This is a genomic window from Burkholderia plantarii, assembly GCF_001411805.1.
In the GTDB taxonomy this organism is placed as follows: Bacteria; Pseudomonadota; Gammaproteobacteria; order Burkholderiales; family Burkholderiaceae; genus Burkholderia; species Burkholderia plantarii.
Map to the genome: position 1 here is coordinate 2,098,518 of NZ_CP007213.1, position 18,209 is coordinate 2,116,726.

The following is an 18,209-nucleotide window of genomic DNA, read 5'->3' on the forward strand; positions in this document are numbered from 1 at the left end:
CTCCTGAATAAAGCAGTAAACGTGATAACGATGCACGCCTGCCGCGTGGCGCGCGCTTAATCCGCCGACGCGCGCGTCTGCGCCTGCCACATCGCGCGATAACGGCCGTCCGTGCCCATCAGTTCATGACGGCTTCCCTGCTGCACCAGCCGTCCGTCTTCGATCACGAGAATCCGGTCGGCCCCGACGATCGTCGAGAGCCGATGCGCGATCACCACCACGGTCCGGTCGCGCACCAGCATGTCGATCGCGTGCTGGACCGCCAGTTCGCTTTCCACGTCGAGCGCGGAGGTGGGCTCGTCGAGGATCACGATCGGCGCGTCCTTCAGCAGCGCCCGTGCGATCGAGATGCGTTGCCGCTCCCCGCCCGACAGCCGGCCGCCGATCTCGCCGAGCCGCGTCTGCCAGCCCTGCGGCAGACGCTCGATGAACTCGTCGCACCGTGCCGCGCGTGCCGCCGCCAGCACCTCGTCGTCGGACGCACCAGGGCGCGCCATGCGGATATTGGCCAACGCCGTATCGTCGAACAGGTAGACGTCCTGGAACACCACCGAAATCAACGCATTCAAGGCCGGCTCCGGGATCTCGCGCAGATCCACGCCACCGATCCGGATCGCGCCGCGCTGCGGATCGGCATGCCGCAACAGCAGGCGCACGAGCGTCGATTTCCCGCAGCCGGACGGCCCGACCAGCGCCGTCATCCCGTACATTGGCAGCCTCGCGTCGAAATCGACGATCGCCGGCTTCGTCGCCTGCGCGTACTGGAAACTCACGCCCTCGAAGCACAGATCGAAGCGGGTCGGCACCCGCGCCGGCGTGCGTTGCGCCAGCGGTTCGATCGCGCCCAGCGCCTCGATCCGCACCAGCGCCGCCTCGATCATCTCGATGATGGTCGAGTAGCCGATCAGCGTGGCCATCGGCTCGCTGAAGCGCGCCACGATCACCGTGACCGCCGCGACCACCGAAAGCGAGAGGGTCCCCATCACGACCCACGTCACGCCCGCCACCACCACGATCTGCAAGCCGAGTTCGACCACGCTCGCCACCGCCAGATCGGGCTTGGCGCCTTGGCGCAGCGTGGCGAGCTGGACGTCGTGTACGCGCTGGAACACCTCGTCGAGCCGCTGCGCCCGGTCCGCGTCGCAGCAGGCCGCGCGCAGCACCGGCAGCCCCTGGACGAACTCCACCACCTGCGCGTTCAGCAGCCGGTGCGCGTCGGCCAGCGCCTGGGTGCCGCCGCCAAGCGACGGCCGCCGCCAGCGATAGATCGGCACGATCGCCGGAAACACCAGCAGCAGGATCAGCCCGATGCGCCAGTCGAACCACAGCGCGGCCAGCGCCACCACGCACGGCGTGACGGTCGCCACCAGGATCAGGTTGGCGATCGCGATCGCGTAGTTGAGGTTCTCGTCGACGCTGCCGAGCAACAGCGCGTTCAGTTCGCCGGAGCGCTTCGCCTGCAGCGCTTCCAGCGGCATCCGGCGCAGCTGTTCGCCGAGCCTCATGCGCAACGCGTGCGTGGTGAGCGCCAGGCGGCCGTTGTATTCGAACCCTTGCGCGTACCAGCGCACCACGGTCACGAAGATCGTCAGTGCCGTCATCGCGCCGAGCCAGCCGAGCGCCACCGCGCTCGGCCGCCGTGCCAGCAGCGCGCCGAACAGCGGAAACAGACAGGCGAACGCAAGCCCCTGTGCGAACGCGGCCGCGACGAGCCCCAGCACGCTGCGGTGCAGGGCCGGCGCGTAGCGGCCCGAGCTGCGCAGCAGGCGGCGATAGGTTCCATACCAGGAAGTCGGGCGCCGCTGCGGCTGGCCGGCATCGGTATCGTGCCTCGTGCCCGCGCTCATCGTGTCCCCTCCTCTGCCTGCCGGGCCGCTCCGGCCGCCGCCTCGCCGCGCAGCGCCCAACGATGCACGCGCTCGTGGTCCTCCCATAGTTGCGCATAGCGGCCGTGCCGTGCCAGCAATGCGTCGTGCCGCCCCTGCTCCACGAGCCGGCCGCCCTCGAACACGAGAATCTGTTCGGCGTCGCGGATCGCCGCGAGCCGGTGTGCGATCGTGACGACGGTCTTGCCGTGCATCAGCTGCGTCAGCGCCTCGATCAGCTTCATTTCGTTCTCGGCGTCCGCGAACGCGGTGGCTTCGTCGAGCACGAGTATCGGCCGATTCTGCAGGATCGCGCGCGCGATGGTGATGCGCTGGCGCTGTCCGCCCGACAGAAACGTGCCGCGCTCGCCGGCCAGCGACGCGTATCCGTCCGGCAGCGCCATGATGAAATCGTGCGCGCGCGCCGCCACGGCCGCCGCGATCACCTCGTCCATCGTGCTGTCGGGCGAGCCGAGCCGGATATTGTTCGCGATCGTATCGGCGAACAGGAACGTCTCCTGAAACACGAACGACACCTGCGACATCAGCGTGTCGGACGCCAGCTCGCGCACGTCCACGCCACCCACCAGCACGCGCCCAGTATCGACGTCGCGCAGGCGCGGGATGAGCCGCGCCACCGTCGTCTTGCCCGCTCCGGACGAGCCGACCAGCGCGGTGGTGGTGCCGGGCTCGACCCGAAAGCTCACGTCGTCCAGCGCCGGCGCACCGGCGCCGGCACCGCTGCTGTCGTCATCGCGGCCATAGCGAAACCCAACCCGCTCGAACCGCACGCTCGCGTCGCCGGGCAGGCGTGCCTGCTGCGGCACCGTCATCACGGGCAGCGCCATGATCTGCTGGATCCGCGCCACACTGAGCTTGGCCTTGTCCACCATGTGGTTGAGCGCCATCATCGGCGTCACGGCCTCGGCGATGCCGGTGCCGACCAGCAGCGCCCCCACCCAGGTCGCGAAGTCCACCGCATCGTGAACCATCAGCGCCAACCCGATCCACAACAGTGCCAGCAGGGTCGGCAGCGGATTGAGCACCGCGAGCGAGAAGCGCGCGCCGAAGCCGGCCTGCCGATACCAGCGCGTCAGCACGTCGAGATAGGCATCCAGTGCATGCTGATAGCGGCCGAACGTCGAATAGCCGGCATCGAAGGTGCGCACCACCGGCATGGCCTGCACGAACTCGATGACGGCCGTGCTGACGCGCTCGCGCGCGGCGTTGTACAGACGGCTCATCTCGACCGAATTGCGGATCGCCAGCGCCAGCACGGCGAACCCCGTGCCGAGCACGGCCACCACGCCGAGCGCGAAGCGCCAGTCGAGCCAGATCAGCGCCAGAAACATGACGGCCGGGCCGAAGAAGGCTCGCGCGCAGAACGGCGTGCTGTCCGCCACGAACACATGCAGCGCCTTCACGTCGTCATGCACGACCTTGGACAGCGCACCCGCGCCGATCTCCTCCAGCGTGCCGAGCGGGACGCGGGTCAGATGCGCGACCAGCGCGCGACGCAGGATCAGTTCGAGCCGGAACGCGGCCCGGTGCGACTGGCCGAACGCGGCGAGCCGAGCGAGATAACTGCCGATCAGGCACACGATCGCGGCCGCGACCGGATCCAGCGGCCAGACCTCGGGCGCGGCGTCGAGGCGGCGGAACGTCCAGGCCAACGACAGCAGAAACCCCAGCCCGAGCAGCGCCGCGAGCGCCGCCAGCCCCATCGCGAAGCCGATCTGCCCGCGCACCGGCCGCATGATGCTCCAGGGGCCCTGGCGTGGCGCTTCGCCCGCCTCGGTGGGCGGAACCGCATTTCGCTGCGACGAACTTGGCATGCTTGCTCCCATTGAACGTTTCCGTATAGACGATCGCGCGCCGGCCGCGATGCGGCTCGTCGCGATGGCCGCGGGCGAGTCGCGTGCGGCGCCGGTCCGCGCCCGGTGTCTCGCGAAGACCGGCTGGTTCCGCTAGGCCGCGCCGGCAGCCTTCGGACGCAACAACACCGCCGGCACCGGGCTGGCGTCGAGCCGCTGCGCCTGCAGCCCGGCCACGGCGGCTTCGTCGATCAGCCGGGTCAGCGCGAAGGCGTGCCAGTCGCGCTCGACCGTAAAGCGCCGCACGAGATGCTCGCCGTCCCATTGCTCGTAACGCGTGGTCCAACGGACCCGGTCGTCGCCGGCCGGCGCCCCCGACAGCCAGACGTCGTAGCGATGCGCACCGACTTCGGTACTGACGGCGCGCATCTCGTCGACCACCTGCGGCCTGTCCAGCGGCATCAGGTCGGCCAGCACCCGTGCGTCGGGCGCGAGACTGGCTGCAAGGCGCCGCCATAGCCGCGCACGAGCCGCCTCGTCCATGAAGCCGAGACAGCCGCACACCATCGCGAAATCGATCCGTGCCGGCAGCCTTGCGTCGTCGAAACCGACCGGCTGCACGCTCACGCGCCGGCGCAGCTCGGCGTCGGCGACGATGCGCGTCATCAGGCCGACCCGCATCGAGGCCGACGGCTCCACGGCGTGAATCCGCGCTGCCGGCAGCGCGGCGGCCAGCAGCGGCAGATACGGCCCGGTGCCGGTCCCGATATCGAGCACGACCTCGGCGTCGCGCACCTGCTCGAGCGTGGCGGCCAGCGACGCGCGCCGCGCCTGCCAATGCGTCTCGCTCAACAGGTCGTACAGTTCGGCCGATTGGACATAGGGGTCCGCTTCCCTCATCGCCATCTCACGTTGCCCCTGGTTGGCGGGGCGGGCGCCGCCCGCCCCGCAGTGGAATCAATAATCGAATGCCACCGTGAAGCCCACCGTGCGCCCGAGCCCGACCTCGGCCATCTTGCCGCCGGGGCTGTTGAATCCGTACATGCGGTAATCACGGTTGGTCAGGTTGTGCGCGTACAGCGTCAGTTCGACATCGCGGCGCGGCTGCCAGCCGATCGATGCGTCCACCAGCGCGTAGCCGCCCTGGCGCAGCAGGTTTTCCTTGTCGAAATACTGCGCACCGAGCCACCGCACGGCAACGCTCGGGCGCAGCTTGCCCACCTCCGTCGGAATCGCGCCGGCCAAATTCAACGTCACGCCGTACCTCGGCGCGAACGGCACGTTATTGCCCGCGCAGGTCGGGCAGCCGGCCGCATCGGTGTAGTGCCGGAACGTCGCGTGGTTCACGAACGCGTCGAGCCCCGCCGTCCAGCCTCGCGCGAGCCCCCATTCGAGCCCGAACTCGGCGCCGATCGAGCGCGAATCGCCGACGTTGTTCAGCGTCATGTAGCCGGGCGCGCCGGCGTAGAGCTGCACGTTGCGGATGTCGATCCGGTACAGCGCCAGGCTGCCACGCAGCGCATGGCCGTCGTAGCGCGTGCCGAGTTCGTAGCTGACGGCGCGTTCGGCACCGAAGCCGGCGGCGTCGGCGATGCTGGTCGGCGCGAGATTGAAGCCGCCCGGCTTGTAGCCCTGCGACACGTTTGCGTAGGCTCGCCAGGCGCGATCGATCTGGTAGCCGGCCGAGACCTTGCCAAGCACGCGATTGCCGCTGCGCGCGTTGGCACCGGCGAAGCCCGCATAGCCGCCCGACGGCAGCATCGAGCTGCCGGCAAAATCGGTCCACGCCTGGTCGAGCGAGACGCGCAGGCCGGCGGACAGGTCGAACGCATGGGTCACGTGCCAGGTCGCGTCGCCATACGCGGCGAGCGACGAGCTCTCGTTGCCGGACAGCGCCGTCATCATCGAGGCAAACATCGGTACCGTCATCGAGTACAGCGAACTGCGCGACTGATCGACGTCCTGCCGGTACAGGCCGAACACGGCATCCCAGCGGCGGCCCGGCGCATGGGTGGCGAGCCGCAGCTCCTGCACGTTCTGCCGCCAGTTCTCGGGCTGCTGGAGAAAGCTGGTACCGGACGAGAATTCGCGCGAGAAATGCGAGGTCTGCCAGGCCGACATCGCGGTCAGGCGCCACTGGCCGAAGTCGTAACGCCCCGACAAGGCATAGTTGCTGCCGCATCGATTCAGGTAGGGCTCGGCATATTGCGCCGGCAGATTCGCGGCGATGCCCGCGGTGTGGTTGCCGATGTTGTCGAACGGCACGTAGATGTCCTGCGTGGCCATCATGCAGTCGCGGCTGGCCGTCAGGTTGATCTCCCACGGCGCGCCGCTCGGCGCGAGCCGCAGCCGCGCGGTGCCGGCATACGAACGCGAGCCGCCCTCGTGATTCGCCCCGGTCACGGGATTGGTCAGGTCGCCGGGCGCATCGACATGGGCGAGCGAGACGCTGCCGTACAGCAGATCCTTGACGATCGGCCCCGCCACCGCCAGTTGCTCGACGTTGCCGAGCCGGCTCGACATCCCCGCGTCGGCGTGAATCCGCAGCTGGTTGTCCGGTGCCTGCGTGACGATGTCCAGCACGCCGCCTTCCGCGCTCTTGCCGTACAGCGTGCCCTGCGGTCCCTTGAGCAACTCGACGCGGTCCACGTTCAGCAGCGTCTGCATCGTGAACGTGGGCAACTGAGGCACGCCGTCCACATAGACCGTCAGCGCGGGATTGTAGAAATCCTGCGCCGACGACACGCCGCGCACGCTGATCATCGGAAACAGGGCCGACCCGCCGTTGGCCATCTGCACGCCCGGCAGCACGCGCTGCAGATCCATCGTGTTGTTGACCTGGGCCGCATCCAGCGCCGGCCGCTCGACCACGACCGCCGAACTGTTGAGAGTGGCCAGCGACTGGTCACGCTTGCTCGCCGTCACCGTCACGACGGGCAGCGCAGCGCCGCCCCCGGCGCTCGCACGACCTCCTTCGCCCACGGTTTCACCTTCCGCGCGACGTTCGGCCAGCGCCGACGCCGGAATTTGCGCCAGCGCAATCGCGATGAAAACGACGATCGCCTTCGGTGAAGGACGGTCTGACCGCCAAGCTCGTTGACACACCATGAAACCCTCTCCTGATTCCAGATCGAAGTGAAGAATCGACGCGGCTGCGAGTCGCACTCTGGTCGCCGACACGACACGACGGCCCGACCTTGAACGGCCCGGCCACGCCGCACCGAAACGGGCACCGGCCGCGCCGGTCAGGCGGACGGCCTCGCGAAGATGCCCGGAATGCAAACTGGCGGTCGTCTCGACAAGCGTTATGGACACCGTAATAATGATATCGATTCTCATTTATCCTTCTACCCGAAACCGGTTGGATTTCACTCCGATCGGATCATCGACTGCCCGGATGCCCTGATATCCATGCCGCTTCACAGCCACACGCTCACGCCGGCCGAGGTCACGGTCTCGGCCCTGATCACCGATTACGCTGCACCGGAAGCCACCGTTCCGGGCTACCAACTACTGCGAACCACGCTACGCGACGGCATCGACCTGCTCGTCTGGCGAGGCGGCCAGCCGCAACCGCTGTCGATGAACGTCCGCGACGACTGGGGCCGCGTGCAGTTCAGCTATGCGCTGCAAGGCCACGCGCATTTCTCGTTCGATGCGCGCAGGCGGGTCGTCGAGCACACCTTGACGGCCGGTTCGAGCTGCATCAGCCATACGCCAGACTGTCGCGGGAAATCGACGCACGTCGGCCAGATCGAAAACGTGGTGGTGTCGATCCGGCCCGACCTGCTGCACGAGCTGGCGCCCGACATGGACGGCGCGCTCAGGCAACGGCTCGATTCGCGGCGCTGCTGCGTGCCATGCCGCTGCTGTGCGGAAATGGGCGCCACCGCGCGGGCCTTGAGCGACGCGCTACAGGCACCGCAGCGCGCGGCCGGATGCCGCGTGCATCGCTCGACGATGTGGCTGCTCGGGCAGAGTCTGGCGCTCACCAGCCTGATGCTCGACGCGCATCGCGACGCCGAGGCCGCACCCGGCACGCTGCCGCGGGCCGATCACGCGAAGCTGCTGCACGCGCGCGATCTGCTGCTGGCGGACCTGACCTGCGCGCCGACCATCGTCGAACTGTCGAAGGCGGCCGGGCTCAGCGAGCAGAAGCTCAAGCGCGGTTTCCGGCTGCTGTTCCAGCACGGTGTCTACAGCCTGTTCCAGCACGAGCGCATGCACGAGGCGCGCCGGCGGCTGGCGATCACGGGCATGTCGGTGATGACCGTCGCGACCGACATGGGCTATGCCAATGCGAGCCACTTCACGGCAGCGTTCCACAAGCAGTTCGGCGTGAACCCGTCGGCACTCAAGCAGAGCCGGCGGTCGGTGTCGATCGTTCACCGCGAGTGAACGCGGCTTGCCGGTCCCGCACCCGGACCGCGGAGCGCGCGCCGCACCGATCCGAGCGGAACTGATCCGATGCGGGTAGAAACATGAAAACGTGAATGCTTATCATTACCTCCACTGCCGTGACGAGGCGAGCGCGGACCGCACGTCCCCTCGCCGGCTTTGCGCGGTACCCGCATCGCGAACCAGGAGGCGCCATGACCGATTTCATCGACACCCGGCTCTGGCCGATCGTGCAGCTGCACATGCCGGCACAGGTCGACGACGCGAGCGCGGACGAGCGGCTCGCGCAATTCCAGGCGGTCCACACCCGCGGCGAACGGTTCGTGTTCCTGCTCGACGGCGAGGAGCTCCCGCGACATTCGCCGCGCTTCATGTCGGCCTATACGCAGTGGACGCATGAGAACGTCGAGCTGCTGCGCAATTGTGCGGGCGCGATCCGGATCGAACCGGACCCGCGACAACGCGGCGTCCACGAGGAAAAGGCCCGCATCTGGAACGCGTCGGATCAGGCGCCCTACCCATTCCTGGTCGCGGCCAGCCGCGAAGACGCGCTGGCCCGGGCCCGCGCGCTGCTGTCGGCGGCCTCGGACGCGGCTGCCGGGCCGCGCACCGAGCCGAATCCATAAACGGATCGCCGCCGATCCCTCTGCAGCACGCGCGGCAGGGCCGACGCCGCGCGTGCCTGTCACCTTGCATTCCGAATCCGTGCCCGCGCCGGTCGCCGTTCGCAGGCGTGTTCGCCCGACACGCGTCGTCATCGATTCGCATCACTAATCAGAATATTCACGCATGCCACCATCAGAAATACGTCCTGACTCCGCCGCGGCAGCGCCGCGCACGCGGCTCGATGGCGATTCGCTGCGCGCCGCGCTCGCCGCCGAGCTGGGCATCGACGCCGCCGAGCTCGGCGACGACACCAGCCTGCTGGAACTCGGCTTCGATTCGATGCGCCTGATGGCGTGGCTGAACCGGCTGCGCTCGGACGGTTACGCGCTGACGATGCGCGACCTGTACCGCGAGCCGACGCCGGCAGGCTGGCGCCAGCTGCTGCAACACCCGCCCGCGCCGCCGGCCGAGCCGGACCCGGCGCCCCGGCACTGGCCGACGATGCGCGACGGCGATGGCGTCGCCGACGCGCTCTACAGCGACAACCCCGCGATCGACTGCCTGAATCGCGGCGCCGCGCAGATCGCCCGCGCGCTCGCCGCCCCGCACGACGGTCTGGCCGTGCTCGAAGTCGGCGCGGGCACCGCGGCCACTACGCGCCACCTGCTTCCGGCGCTCGAAGGCCGGCTGCAAGGCTACCGCTTCACCGACGTCTCGCCGCTGTTCCTCGACGACGCCCGCCGGCGCTTCGCCGGCCACGCGGCGCTCGACTACGCGCTGTTCGACATCAACGCGGCCGTCGATTTCGACGCGCATCCCGAAGCCGGCTACGACCTCGCCGTCGCGGTCAACGTGCTGCACGACGCGCGCGACGCGGTGGCGTCGCTGCGGCGGATCGGCCGCTTGCTCAAGCCGGATGGCCGGCTGCTGATGATCGAGGCGACCGAGCGCAGCAGCATGCTGCAGCTGGCCAGCATCGGCTTCATCGAAGGCCTGAACGGCTACGACGACCAGCGCACCGTCGACGACAAGCCGATGCTCGACCTGCCGATGTGGCGCGACGCGCTCGCGCGGGCCGGCTTCTCGGTGGAGCTCGTCTGGCCCGATGCCGAGCGCAGCCCGTTGCGCCAGCATCTCGTGCTGGCCCGCGCCGAGCATGGCGGGCGGCTCGATCTGCCGACGCTCGCCGGAGAACTGCGCGCCCGCTTCGGCAATGCGCTGCCGCCCGTGCGGATGCGGCAGTGCGAGCACATCGATCGCTACGCGCCGCTGCGAACCGGCCCCGCCGCCGGCCCGGACCCGCGCGACGAAGGCGGCGATCCCCTCATGGCCGCCCCCGGCCGTGCGGCCCCTCCCCCGGCGCAGCAGGCCGCGCTCGAACGCGAGGTCGGCGCACTCTGGCGCACGCTGCTCGATCGCGACGTCAGCGGCGACAGCGACTTCTTCCAATGCGGCGGCGACAGCCTGATCGCCACGCGCATGGTCGCGCAATTGAGCCGCAGCGGCGTGCGCGGAGCGAATCTGCAGGCGTTGTTCGCCGCTCGCACGCTCGCCGCGTTCTGCGCCACGCTCGCGGCCCCGGCGGCGGCCGATGCAGCGAATCCGGCCGATTGCATCGTGCCGCTCGCGGCGGGCGAGGCGGCCGACGAGGTGTTCGTGTTCCACGCTTCCGACGGCGAGCTTGCCGCCTATCTGCCGCTCGCGCGGCAGCTGGGATGCCGCGTCCACGGCCTGCGCGCCACCGACGCGCCGTTGCCGGACAGCCTCGACGCGCTGGCGACGCATTATGCGCAGGCGATCCGCGCAACGCGCAAGCAAGGTCTCTGCACTCTGGTCGGCTGGTCGTTCGGCGCGTTCACCGCGGCCGCGGCCGCGCGCGTGCTGCACGAAGCGGGCGACACGGTGGAACTGGTGCTGCTCGACCCCGTATGCCGCGATGATTTCCGTCACGGCGACCGCGCATCGCTGCTGCGGCTGCTCGATCAAGGCCGGGGCGGACTGACGCTACCCGAGTCGTTCGGCGAACTCGACACCGATGCCCAGCTTGCCTGCTTCACCCAGGCCGCGCGCGAGGCGGGGCTGCTGCCCGCGGCGGCCGGCACCGACGATGCCCGCCGCTGGCTGCAACGCGCGGGCGAGCTGCTCGCGCTGCTGACGCGCCATCACGCGCCAGTGCCGCTGCCGATTCGCTGCCTGTGGCTCACCGCCGAACGCCGCCCGGCGCACTGGCAGCCCGGCGAAGCCGACTGGCACGACTGGCAGGCCCGTGCCGAGCGCCACACGCTCGACGCCGACCATTGGTCGCTCGTCCTCGACGAAACCAGCGCAGTAAAGGTCGCCACGCTGATCCGGCAGTGGCGGCAGCAAGCTCACAGCTCCTCGGAGGCTTCCTGATGACACCCAACGCGAGATTCGGCGCCGCGCGCAACCGGCGCGTGCTGGTGGTCGGCGCCAAGTTCGGCGAAATCTATCTGAACGCCTTCCTCGAGGCGCGACCGGGCTTCGAGCTCGCGGGCCTGCTCGCCAACGGCAGCCCGCGCGCGCGGCAGCTCGCCCAGGCCTACGGCATCGCGCTCTACACCTCGCTCGACGAGGTGCCGCCCGACATCGACATCGCCTGCGTGGTGGTGCGCTCGGCGGTGGTGGGCGGGATGGGTACCGTGCTGGCCCAGGCGATGCTCGAACGCGGCGCCCATGTCGTGCAGGAGCACCCGCTGCACCCCGACGACATCGTGCGGCTGCAGCGCTTGGCCAGCGAGGTGGGCCGGATCTATTGGGTCAACGGCTTCTACGCACACACCGCGGCCGGCCGCTGCTGGATCGAGCAGGCCCGTCGCGTGGCGCTGGCGCTCGGCAACGCGCCGGCCCGTTTCGCCCACCTCGCGACGAGTCGGCAATTGCTCTACTCGTCGCTCGATCTGCTGCTGCAGGCATGCGGCACAACCAACGCCATCGTCGAGCCGATCCCCGACGACAACCCCGATTTTCAACTGCTGAGCGTCGGCCTGCCCGGCTGCCGGGCGCTGCTGCGCCTGCAGACCTGGCTCGATCCCGACGACCCGGACCTGCACAGCCTGGTGATGCACCAGCTCACGCTCGGCTGGCCGTCCGGCTATCTGTCGCTCGACGCCAGCTACGGCCCGGTCGTCTGGACCTCCTCGCCCTACGATCCGCGCCATCGCGACAACCACCACAGCCTGTATCGGGCCGGCAGCGCGGAGCGTCCCTATCTCGGCTGGCCACCGGCGGCGGTGCTGCATGCGGCGCCGGCGCGCTGGGGCGACGCGTTCGAAATCGATGCGCCAGCGGGCGTGGCGAGGGTCCTGCACCTGCTCGCGCGTCATCTCGACGGCGCGGCCGTGCCCGCGGCGTTCGATGCCACGTACCAGCTCGCGCTGGCACGCCTCTGGCAACGCGCGCTGCAATGCGCCGGACCGGCACGCGAACGCCAGGTCGCGGCACCGCCCGCGCTCGACCCGCGCACGCTCGCGGCCCCGTCGTCGTCGCCGGACACGGTGAATGCGACATGACGCACGCTCCGATGCTGCGGCCCTGGCTCACATCACCCGAGCCCGCTGCCTGGCTCCTCGTGATGTGTCCGTTCGCGGGCGGCGGCAGCGGCGCATTCCGAAGCTGGCGCACGATCGACGACGTCGGCCTCGATGCCTCGCTCGCGATCTATCCCGGCCGGGACCACCGGATGGGCGAGCCGGGCGCCGCTGATATCAATACACTCGCCAGCCAGCTCGCCGACGAACTCGCGGCGGCGCCACGGCCCGGCAAGCTCGCGCTGGCCGGCCACAGCTTGGGCGCGCAGGTCGCGTTCGAGGCTTGCCTGCTTCTCGAACGGCGCGGCGCGGCACCCGATGCGCTGGTGCTGTCGGGCTGCCACGCGCCGCATCTGCAGGGGCGCCGACTGCTCAGTCAGCGCAGCGACCGAGCCTTCGTCGAGCAACTGGCCGAGATTGGCGGCACCGACACCAGGTTGCTGTCGGACCCGGCGCTGCTGTCGATTTTCCTGCCGATGCTGCGCGACGACTTCCGGATCACCGAAGCCTACCGGCGCCTGGCCCCTCCCGCCGTGCCGCCCGTCGCGACGCGCTCGCTGCTCGTGTGGGGCAGCCGCGATACCGAGGCGTCGTGCGAGGAGGTAGCCGCCTGGCGCGAATGGCTGCGTCATGCAGACGAGCCGATCGCGATTTCCGGTGACCATTTCTACGTGACCCGTCGGCCGCGTGCGTTTCTACGCCAGATCACGCGCTGGCTCGAGTCGCTTTCCGCCGGCGGATGACCTGCCGACCCGCAGGTGTCCCACCCGGGCGATCGGGATCGGCCGCCGCGTTGCGCGGCAAGGTTGTCCGGGCGCGGATGTCCCCCCTTCGAACGAGCCTTCGCCGATGCCTCGTCTCACCCGTGCAATGGCCGTTGACCGTCGCGGCCAGGGTCAAGATATTTGGTTCTTCGCGGGAAACCGTGGAGGCTTGAACGCGATTGCGTGGCCTGACGCCTGGCTTTAAGCCGTTCAGGACGATTCACTCGTTCGCAAGGCACGTCAGGCACCGCGCTGCCGGACCGGCTGCCGGCTGGCGCGGCTGGCGCGGCCGGAATGCCCGGCGGACCGCCGATGCCGGCGAGCGCCTCGAACGACGGCACTGCGAAGTCCTCGACATCCGCCGGCGAGCTGGCATGCGGTGGCCGCGTCGCCTTCAGCCGTCCGTAGCCGACCGGGAACGCGTTGGCAAGCCAGGTCGACGCCGTGGCATGCCGCTTCAAAATCGCCGCGTGACGGCGCGATACCAATCCCGCACCCGCAGCCATCGGCCGTTCCGCCGAGGCGTCGCCGTCGCCACCACGGCGACCAACCAGTCGATTATCGAGCGGGATCCGTATCCGTTCGCTACCGTGGCCATCGACCAGGCCGATTCCCGACACGGCCCGATCGGCCCGGCATCTCAAGCGCACCACGTCACGCGGCGCAGCGGCCCCCTGAGCGTATTCCCGGGCGAGTAGGTGTTTTCACCGAACGCCATTTGCTTGTGTTATCAGTCTCCCTGATATTAAATCGAGCCACTGTGAATCCCGGCGTGCTCATCCGGCCACCGCGTGTTCGCAGCGCCTCGCGGCGCGCGCGCCGTGCATGAGCCACGAGAACGCGCCGCATCGACAGGCGAGGCAAGCCCGCTTTGTTCCGGCTGTTCGAACCGTCACACAATAATCAGGATTGCTACGTGAAAAGAGTTGACTCATCCACCTCGTTCGGCAACAGGAACGGTGGCGCGACGACCGTTCGCGCAAGTGCCGCCGTGACCCTGGGCCTGTGTTTCGCCGTCGCGCTGCTCGAAGGGCTCGATCTGCAATCGGTCGGCGTCGCGGCACCCCGCATGGCGCGTGAGTTCGGCCTGTCGGTCGCGCAAATGGGCGTGGTCTTCAGCGCCGGCACGTTCGGCCTGCTGCCGGGCGCGATGCTCGGCGGCCGGCTGGCCGACCGGATCGGCCGCAAGCGCGTGCTGGTGATTTCCGTATGCCTGTTCGGCGTGCTTTCGATCCTGACCGCGTTCGTCCGCGACCTCCACATGCTGGCAATCGTGCGGATAGTGACCGGGATCGGCCTGGGCGGCGCCCTGCCGAACCTCATCGCCCTGTCCTCGGAGGCGGTCGAGCCGCGCTCGCGCGGCACGGCCGTCAGCGTGATGTATTGCGGCATTCCGTTCGGCGGGCTGATCGCGTCGGTGATCGGCATGCTGAGCGTGGGCGACACCGAATGGCGCCATATCTTCTACGTGGGCGGCGCGGGCCCCCTCGTGCTGGTGCCGCTGTTGCTCGCGTTCCTCGGCAATTCGAGGGCCTTCGCGAAGGCGTCCGATTACGGCCGCGCGAAACCGGCGCCGGTCGGCCGGATTCTGTTTGGCGAAGCGCGCGCGCCGTCCACCGTGCAGATCTGGGTCAGCTTCTTCTGCACGCTGATCGTCCTCTACTTCCTGCTCAACTGGCTGCCGTCGCTGATGGCGGCGAGCGGCCTGTCGCGCGTGCAGGTGGGCTACGTGCAGATCTTCTTCAACATCGGCGGCGGGCTCGGCGCGCTGTTCATCGGCACGTTGATGGATCGCTTGCGCCCCACGCTGATCGTCTCGGGCATGTATGCCGGCATCATCGCGTCGCTCGCGGCGCTGGCAATGGCGCCCGGCTTCGGCGCGTTCGTCGCGGCGGCCTTTTTTGCCGGAATGTTCGTGATCGGCGGCCAATCGGTGCTCTACGCGCTGTCGGCGGAGTTCTATCCGACGGCGATGCGCGGCACCGGCGTCGGCGCGGCGGTGGCGATCGGGCGGCTCGGCTCGGTGGTCGGGCCGCTCGCGGCCGGCCAGTTGCTGGCGATGGGCCGCAGTTCGTCGACGGTGATCGGCGCGACCATCCCCGTCACGCTGATCGCCGCCGCCGCCGCGCTGATGCTCGTGCGCCGCCCGCGCGCCGCGGACTGAACGTGAACGCGCGCTCGGGCGCGCCGCCGACACGAGACACCCATAACAACGAACGACATTGCGAGTCAGGCAAGTCATCAACGGTCTGGAGACACCACCCATGCAAGCATCCGCCAACCTGGTACTTTGCGGCGCCTTGTGCGCGATCAGCGGCGCGGCCGCGGCGCAATCGAGCGTCACGCTGTACGGCATCATCGATACCGGGATCGAATACGTATCGCACGCGAACGCGGCGGGCAAGGGCCTGTTGCGAATGCCGGGCGTCACGGGAGAACTGCCGTCGCGCTGGGGCCTGCGCGGCAACGAGGATCTCGGCGGAGGCTACAGCGCGGTGTTCACGCTGGAAAGCGGCTTCAACGTGCGTGCCGGTGATTCGGGCCAGGGCGGCCGGCTGTTCGGACGGCAGGCATTCGTCGGCATCAAGAGCCCGTATGGCACGCTGACCTTCGGCCGCCAGTACACGATGACCTATCTCGCCCTGATGGGGGCGGACCTGATCGGTCCGGACATCTACGGGCTCGGCTCACTCGATGCCTACGTGCCGAACGCGCGCGCCGACAGCTCGGTGACTTACCTCGGCAGCTACGCAGGCGTCACGCTCGGGGCGAACTATTCGTTCGGCCGCGACTCGACCGGCACCGGCAACTCTCCCGGGCAAGGCACCTGCACGGGATCGGTGGCGGGACGCCCGACGGAGTGCCGCGAGTGGTCGCTGATGCTGAAGTACGACACGCCGCTGTTCGGCGTCGCGGCCTCGTATGAGGAACAGCGCGGCGGCAGCAGCGCGGCGGCGAATTTCTTCGACGGCATCGCGCCGACGCCGCTGGTCGATGCCGCCGACAAGGACGTCCGCACGCACGTGAGCGCCTACGCGAACCTCGGCAGCAAGACGAAATTCAGCCTCGGCTGGCTGAACCGGCGCGTCGAGCCGATCTCGGCCTCGCTCGCCGGGGTGCGCACCAACCTGTTCTTCGTCGCGGCGTCGTACTTCGTCACGCCCGCTTTCATCGTCGACGGCGAGGTCTATCACATCGACAACCCGCAGCACGACACGCGCGCGACGATGGGCACGCTGCGCGGCACCTATCTGCTGTCGAAGCGCACGGCCGTCTATGCCCAGGCCTCCTATCTCGGCAACAGTGCGAAGGCCCGCTATTCCGTCAGCGGCGGCGGCGGCGGCACGACGCCCGCGGCCGGCGTGGGCCAGACCGGCGTGATGCTCGGCATGCGCCACACGTTCTAGACACTCCGGAGTTCCCCCATGAACCACACATCGATCGCCGCCGCGGTGGCGGCCCTGCTCACGCTCACGCTCGCGGCCTGCGGCGGCAGCGACGGCGCCCCGGATGCTTCCGCCGGCACCGGCACGCTGCCGCAACTGAGCGCCGCCACGCCCGGCACGCTCGCCGGCAATTGCGCGGCGCTGGGCGCGAGGCTCACGTTCGCCAATACGGTATTCAGTTCCGTGACCGACGTGGCCGCGGGCACCCTGACGGTGGCGGGCAAGCCGATCGCCGAGCACTGCCTGATCCAGGGCAGCATGAACCAGCGGGTCAGCAGCGTGGACGGCAAGACCTACGCGATCGGCTTCGAGATGCGTCTGCCGCTCGCCTGGAACGGGCGCTTCTTCTACCAGGCCAACGGCGGGCTCGACGGCAGCGTGGTCACGGCCACCGGCGAAATCGGCGGCGGCGGTCCGACCAACGACGCGCTCAACATGGGCTTCGCCGTGATCAGCTCGGACTCGGGGCACAGCGCCTCGCAAAATCCGCTGTTCGGGCTCGATCCGCAGGCGCGCCTCGACTACGGCTACACGGCCGTCGACACGCTCACGCCGATGGCCAAGCAGGTGATCAAGCTCGCCTACGGCAAGGCGCCGGACCGCAGCTATTTCGACGGCTGCTCGAACGGCGGGCGCCATGCCATGGTCACGGCCGCGCGCTCGTCGGGCGAATATGACGGCATCATCGCCGGCGATCCGGGCTTTCATCTGCCGAAGGCGGCGATCGGTGAAATGTGGAGCGCGCAGCAACTGGCGAAAGTGGCCACGGCGACCACTGCGAACGGCCTGCCCGACATCACCACCGGCTTCACCGCGGCCGAGCGCCAGATGGTGGCGTCGGCAATCCTCGCGAAGTGCGACGCGCTCGATGGCGTCGCCGACGGGCTGATCCAGGACATCAAGGCATGTCAGGCGAATTTCAGTCTCGCGAACGACGTGCCCACCTGCGCGGGGAACGTGCGTGACGGCACCTGCCTGAGCGGCGCGCAGAAGGACGCGATCGGCAACGTGTTTTCCGGCGCGCGCGACAGCGCGGGCAACGCGCTCTATGCGAGCTTTCCGTACGATGCGGGGCTCGGCGCCGGCTGGTCGGCATGGAAGCAGGGCAACTCGATCACGCTCGACCCGGCGGCCGCGGCCTTCGTGTTCTCGACGCCGCCACAAGGCGCGTCGGAGCTGAGCCGGCTGTCGTCATACGCGCTGAACTTCAGCATGGACAGCGACGCGCCGAAGATCTTCGCGACGAGCGGCGTCTACACCGAATCCGCGTGGTCGTTCATGACGCCGCCGGACGAAACCAACCTGAGCGCCTTCAAGCGGCGCGGCGCGAAGCTGATGGTGTATCACGGCACGAGCGACCCGGTGTTTTCGTCCAACGACACGACCGACTGGTATCAGCGGCTTGCCGGCGCGAACGGCGGCGACGCGACGAATTTCGCGCGGCTCTACACGATTGCCGGCATGAATCATTGCAGCGGCGGACCGAGCACCGACCAGTTCGACATGCTGACGCCGTTGATCGCCTGGGTCGAACAGGGCAAGGCACCGGACAGCGTGACGGCCACCGCGCGCGATGCGAGCAATGTCACGCCGAATCCGGACGTGCCGGCGAGCTGGGGCCAGGGGCGCACGCGGCCATTGTGCGCCTACCCGAAGGTAGCGCGCTATACGGGCGGCGACGTGAACCGCGCGAGCAGCTTCGCATGCCGTTGAGCGGCATGCCGCGGGCCTTCGCGCCGCGACGGTAGCGGCGCGAAGGCCCGCGGCG

The 18,209-nt window shown here is 69.2% G+C and carries 13 protein-coding genes; 8 read left to right on the forward strand and 5 right to left on the reverse strand.

All coding sequences use genetic code 11. The features are described 5' to 3' along the window. Positions 1-56 precede the first annotated feature (56 nt). The 4 genes from bpln_RS26050 to bpln_RS26065 form a co-directional block, all read right to left on the reverse strand. Positions 57-1,847: an ABC transporter ATP-binding protein gene (locus bpln_RS26050; RefSeq protein WP_055140435.1), complete on the reverse strand. Its 1,791-nt coding sequence runs from the start codon at positions 1,845-1,847 to the stop codon at positions 57-59. Next, a complete protein-coding gene (locus tag bpln_RS26055; RefSeq protein WP_042628066.1) occupies positions 1,844-3,622 on the reverse strand; it encodes an ABC transporter ATP-binding protein in 1,779 nt (592 codons plus the stop codon). The genes bpln_RS26050 and bpln_RS26055 overlap by 4 nt, the downstream gene beginning before the upstream one ends. A gap of 210 nt (positions 3,623-3,832) precedes the next feature. Next, positions 3,833-4,579: a class I SAM-dependent methyltransferase gene (locus bpln_RS26060; RefSeq protein WP_158512076.1), complete on the reverse strand. Its 747-nt coding sequence runs from the start codon at positions 4,577-4,579 to the stop codon at positions 3,833-3,835. Between the two features lie 57 nt (positions 4,580-4,636). Continuing rightward, positions 4,637-6,787 carry a TonB-dependent receptor gene (locus bpln_RS26065; protein WP_055140437.1) on the reverse strand — a complete coding sequence of 717 codons (2,151 nt, stop codon included), beginning with the start codon at positions 6,785-6,787 and terminating at the stop codon, positions 4,637-4,639. 303 nt (positions 6,788-7,090) lie between these two features. Between bpln_RS26065 and bpln_RS26070 the strand changes: the two genes are divergently transcribed. The 5 genes from bpln_RS26070 to bpln_RS26090 all read left to right on the forward strand — a co-directional run bounded on the left by bpln_RS26070 (position 7,091) and on the right by bpln_RS26090 (position 12,974). Beyond that, on the forward strand, positions 7,091-8,077 hold the full coding sequence (locus bpln_RS26070; protein ID WP_055140438.1) for a helix-turn-helix transcriptional regulator: 987 nt from the start codon (positions 7,091-7,093) through the stop codon (positions 8,075-8,077). Between the two features lie 194 nt (positions 8,078-8,271). Then, a complete protein-coding gene (locus tag bpln_RS26075; RefSeq protein WP_055140439.1) occupies positions 8,272-8,703 on the forward strand; it encodes a hypothetical protein in 432 nt (143 codons plus the stop codon). A gap of 163 nt (positions 8,704-8,866) precedes the next feature. Beyond that, positions 8,867-11,077 carry a phosphopantetheine-binding protein gene (locus bpln_RS26080; protein ID WP_055140440.1) on the forward strand — a complete coding sequence of 737 codons (2,211 nt, stop codon included), beginning with the start codon at positions 8,867-8,869 and terminating at the stop codon, positions 11,075-11,077. Further along, a complete protein-coding gene (locus tag bpln_RS26085) occupies positions 11,077-12,213 on the forward strand; it encodes a Gfo/Idh/MocA family oxidoreductase (protein ID WP_055140441.1) in 1,137 nt (378 codons plus the stop codon). The genes bpln_RS26080 and bpln_RS26085 overlap by 1 nt, the downstream gene beginning before the upstream one ends. Then, positions 12,210-12,974, forward strand: coding sequence for a thioesterase II family protein (locus tag bpln_RS26090; protein WP_055140442.1), 765 nt, complete (start codon positions 12,210-12,212; stop codon positions 12,972-12,974). Before bpln_RS26085 ends, bpln_RS26090 begins: the two co-directional genes overlap by 4 nt. Before the next feature lie 116 nt (positions 12,975-13,090). On the opposite strand, the gene bpln_RS36175 is transcribed toward bpln_RS26090, so the two are convergent. After that, entirely contained in the window at positions 13,091-13,615 is a 525-nt protein-coding gene (locus bpln_RS36175) for a hypothetical protein (protein ID WP_148654188.1), read from the reverse strand. Positions 13,616-13,911: 296 nt separating this feature from the next. Between bpln_RS36175 and mhpT the strand changes: the two genes are divergently transcribed. The 3 genes from mhpT to bpln_RS26105 all read left to right on the forward strand — a co-directional run bounded on the left by mhpT (position 13,912) and on the right by bpln_RS26105 (position 18,154). Next, positions 13,912-15,159: a 3-(3-hydroxy-phenyl)propionate transporter MhpT gene (gene mhpT, locus bpln_RS26095; protein ID WP_055141228.1), complete on the forward strand. Its 1,248-nt coding sequence runs from the start codon at positions 13,912-13,914 to the stop codon at positions 15,157-15,159. Positions 15,160-15,259: 100 nt separating this feature from the next. Further along, on the forward strand, positions 15,260-16,402 hold the full coding sequence (locus bpln_RS26100; protein ID WP_055140443.1) for a porin: 1,143 nt from the start codon (positions 15,260-15,262) through the stop codon (positions 16,400-16,402). A gap of 18 nt (positions 16,403-16,420) precedes the next feature. Then, positions 16,421-18,154 carry a tannase/feruloyl esterase family alpha/beta hydrolase gene (locus bpln_RS26105; protein ID WP_055140444.1) on the forward strand — a complete coding sequence of 578 codons (1,734 nt, stop codon included), beginning with the start codon at positions 16,421-16,423 and terminating at the stop codon, positions 18,152-18,154. Positions 18,155-18,209 lie beyond the last annotated feature (55 nt).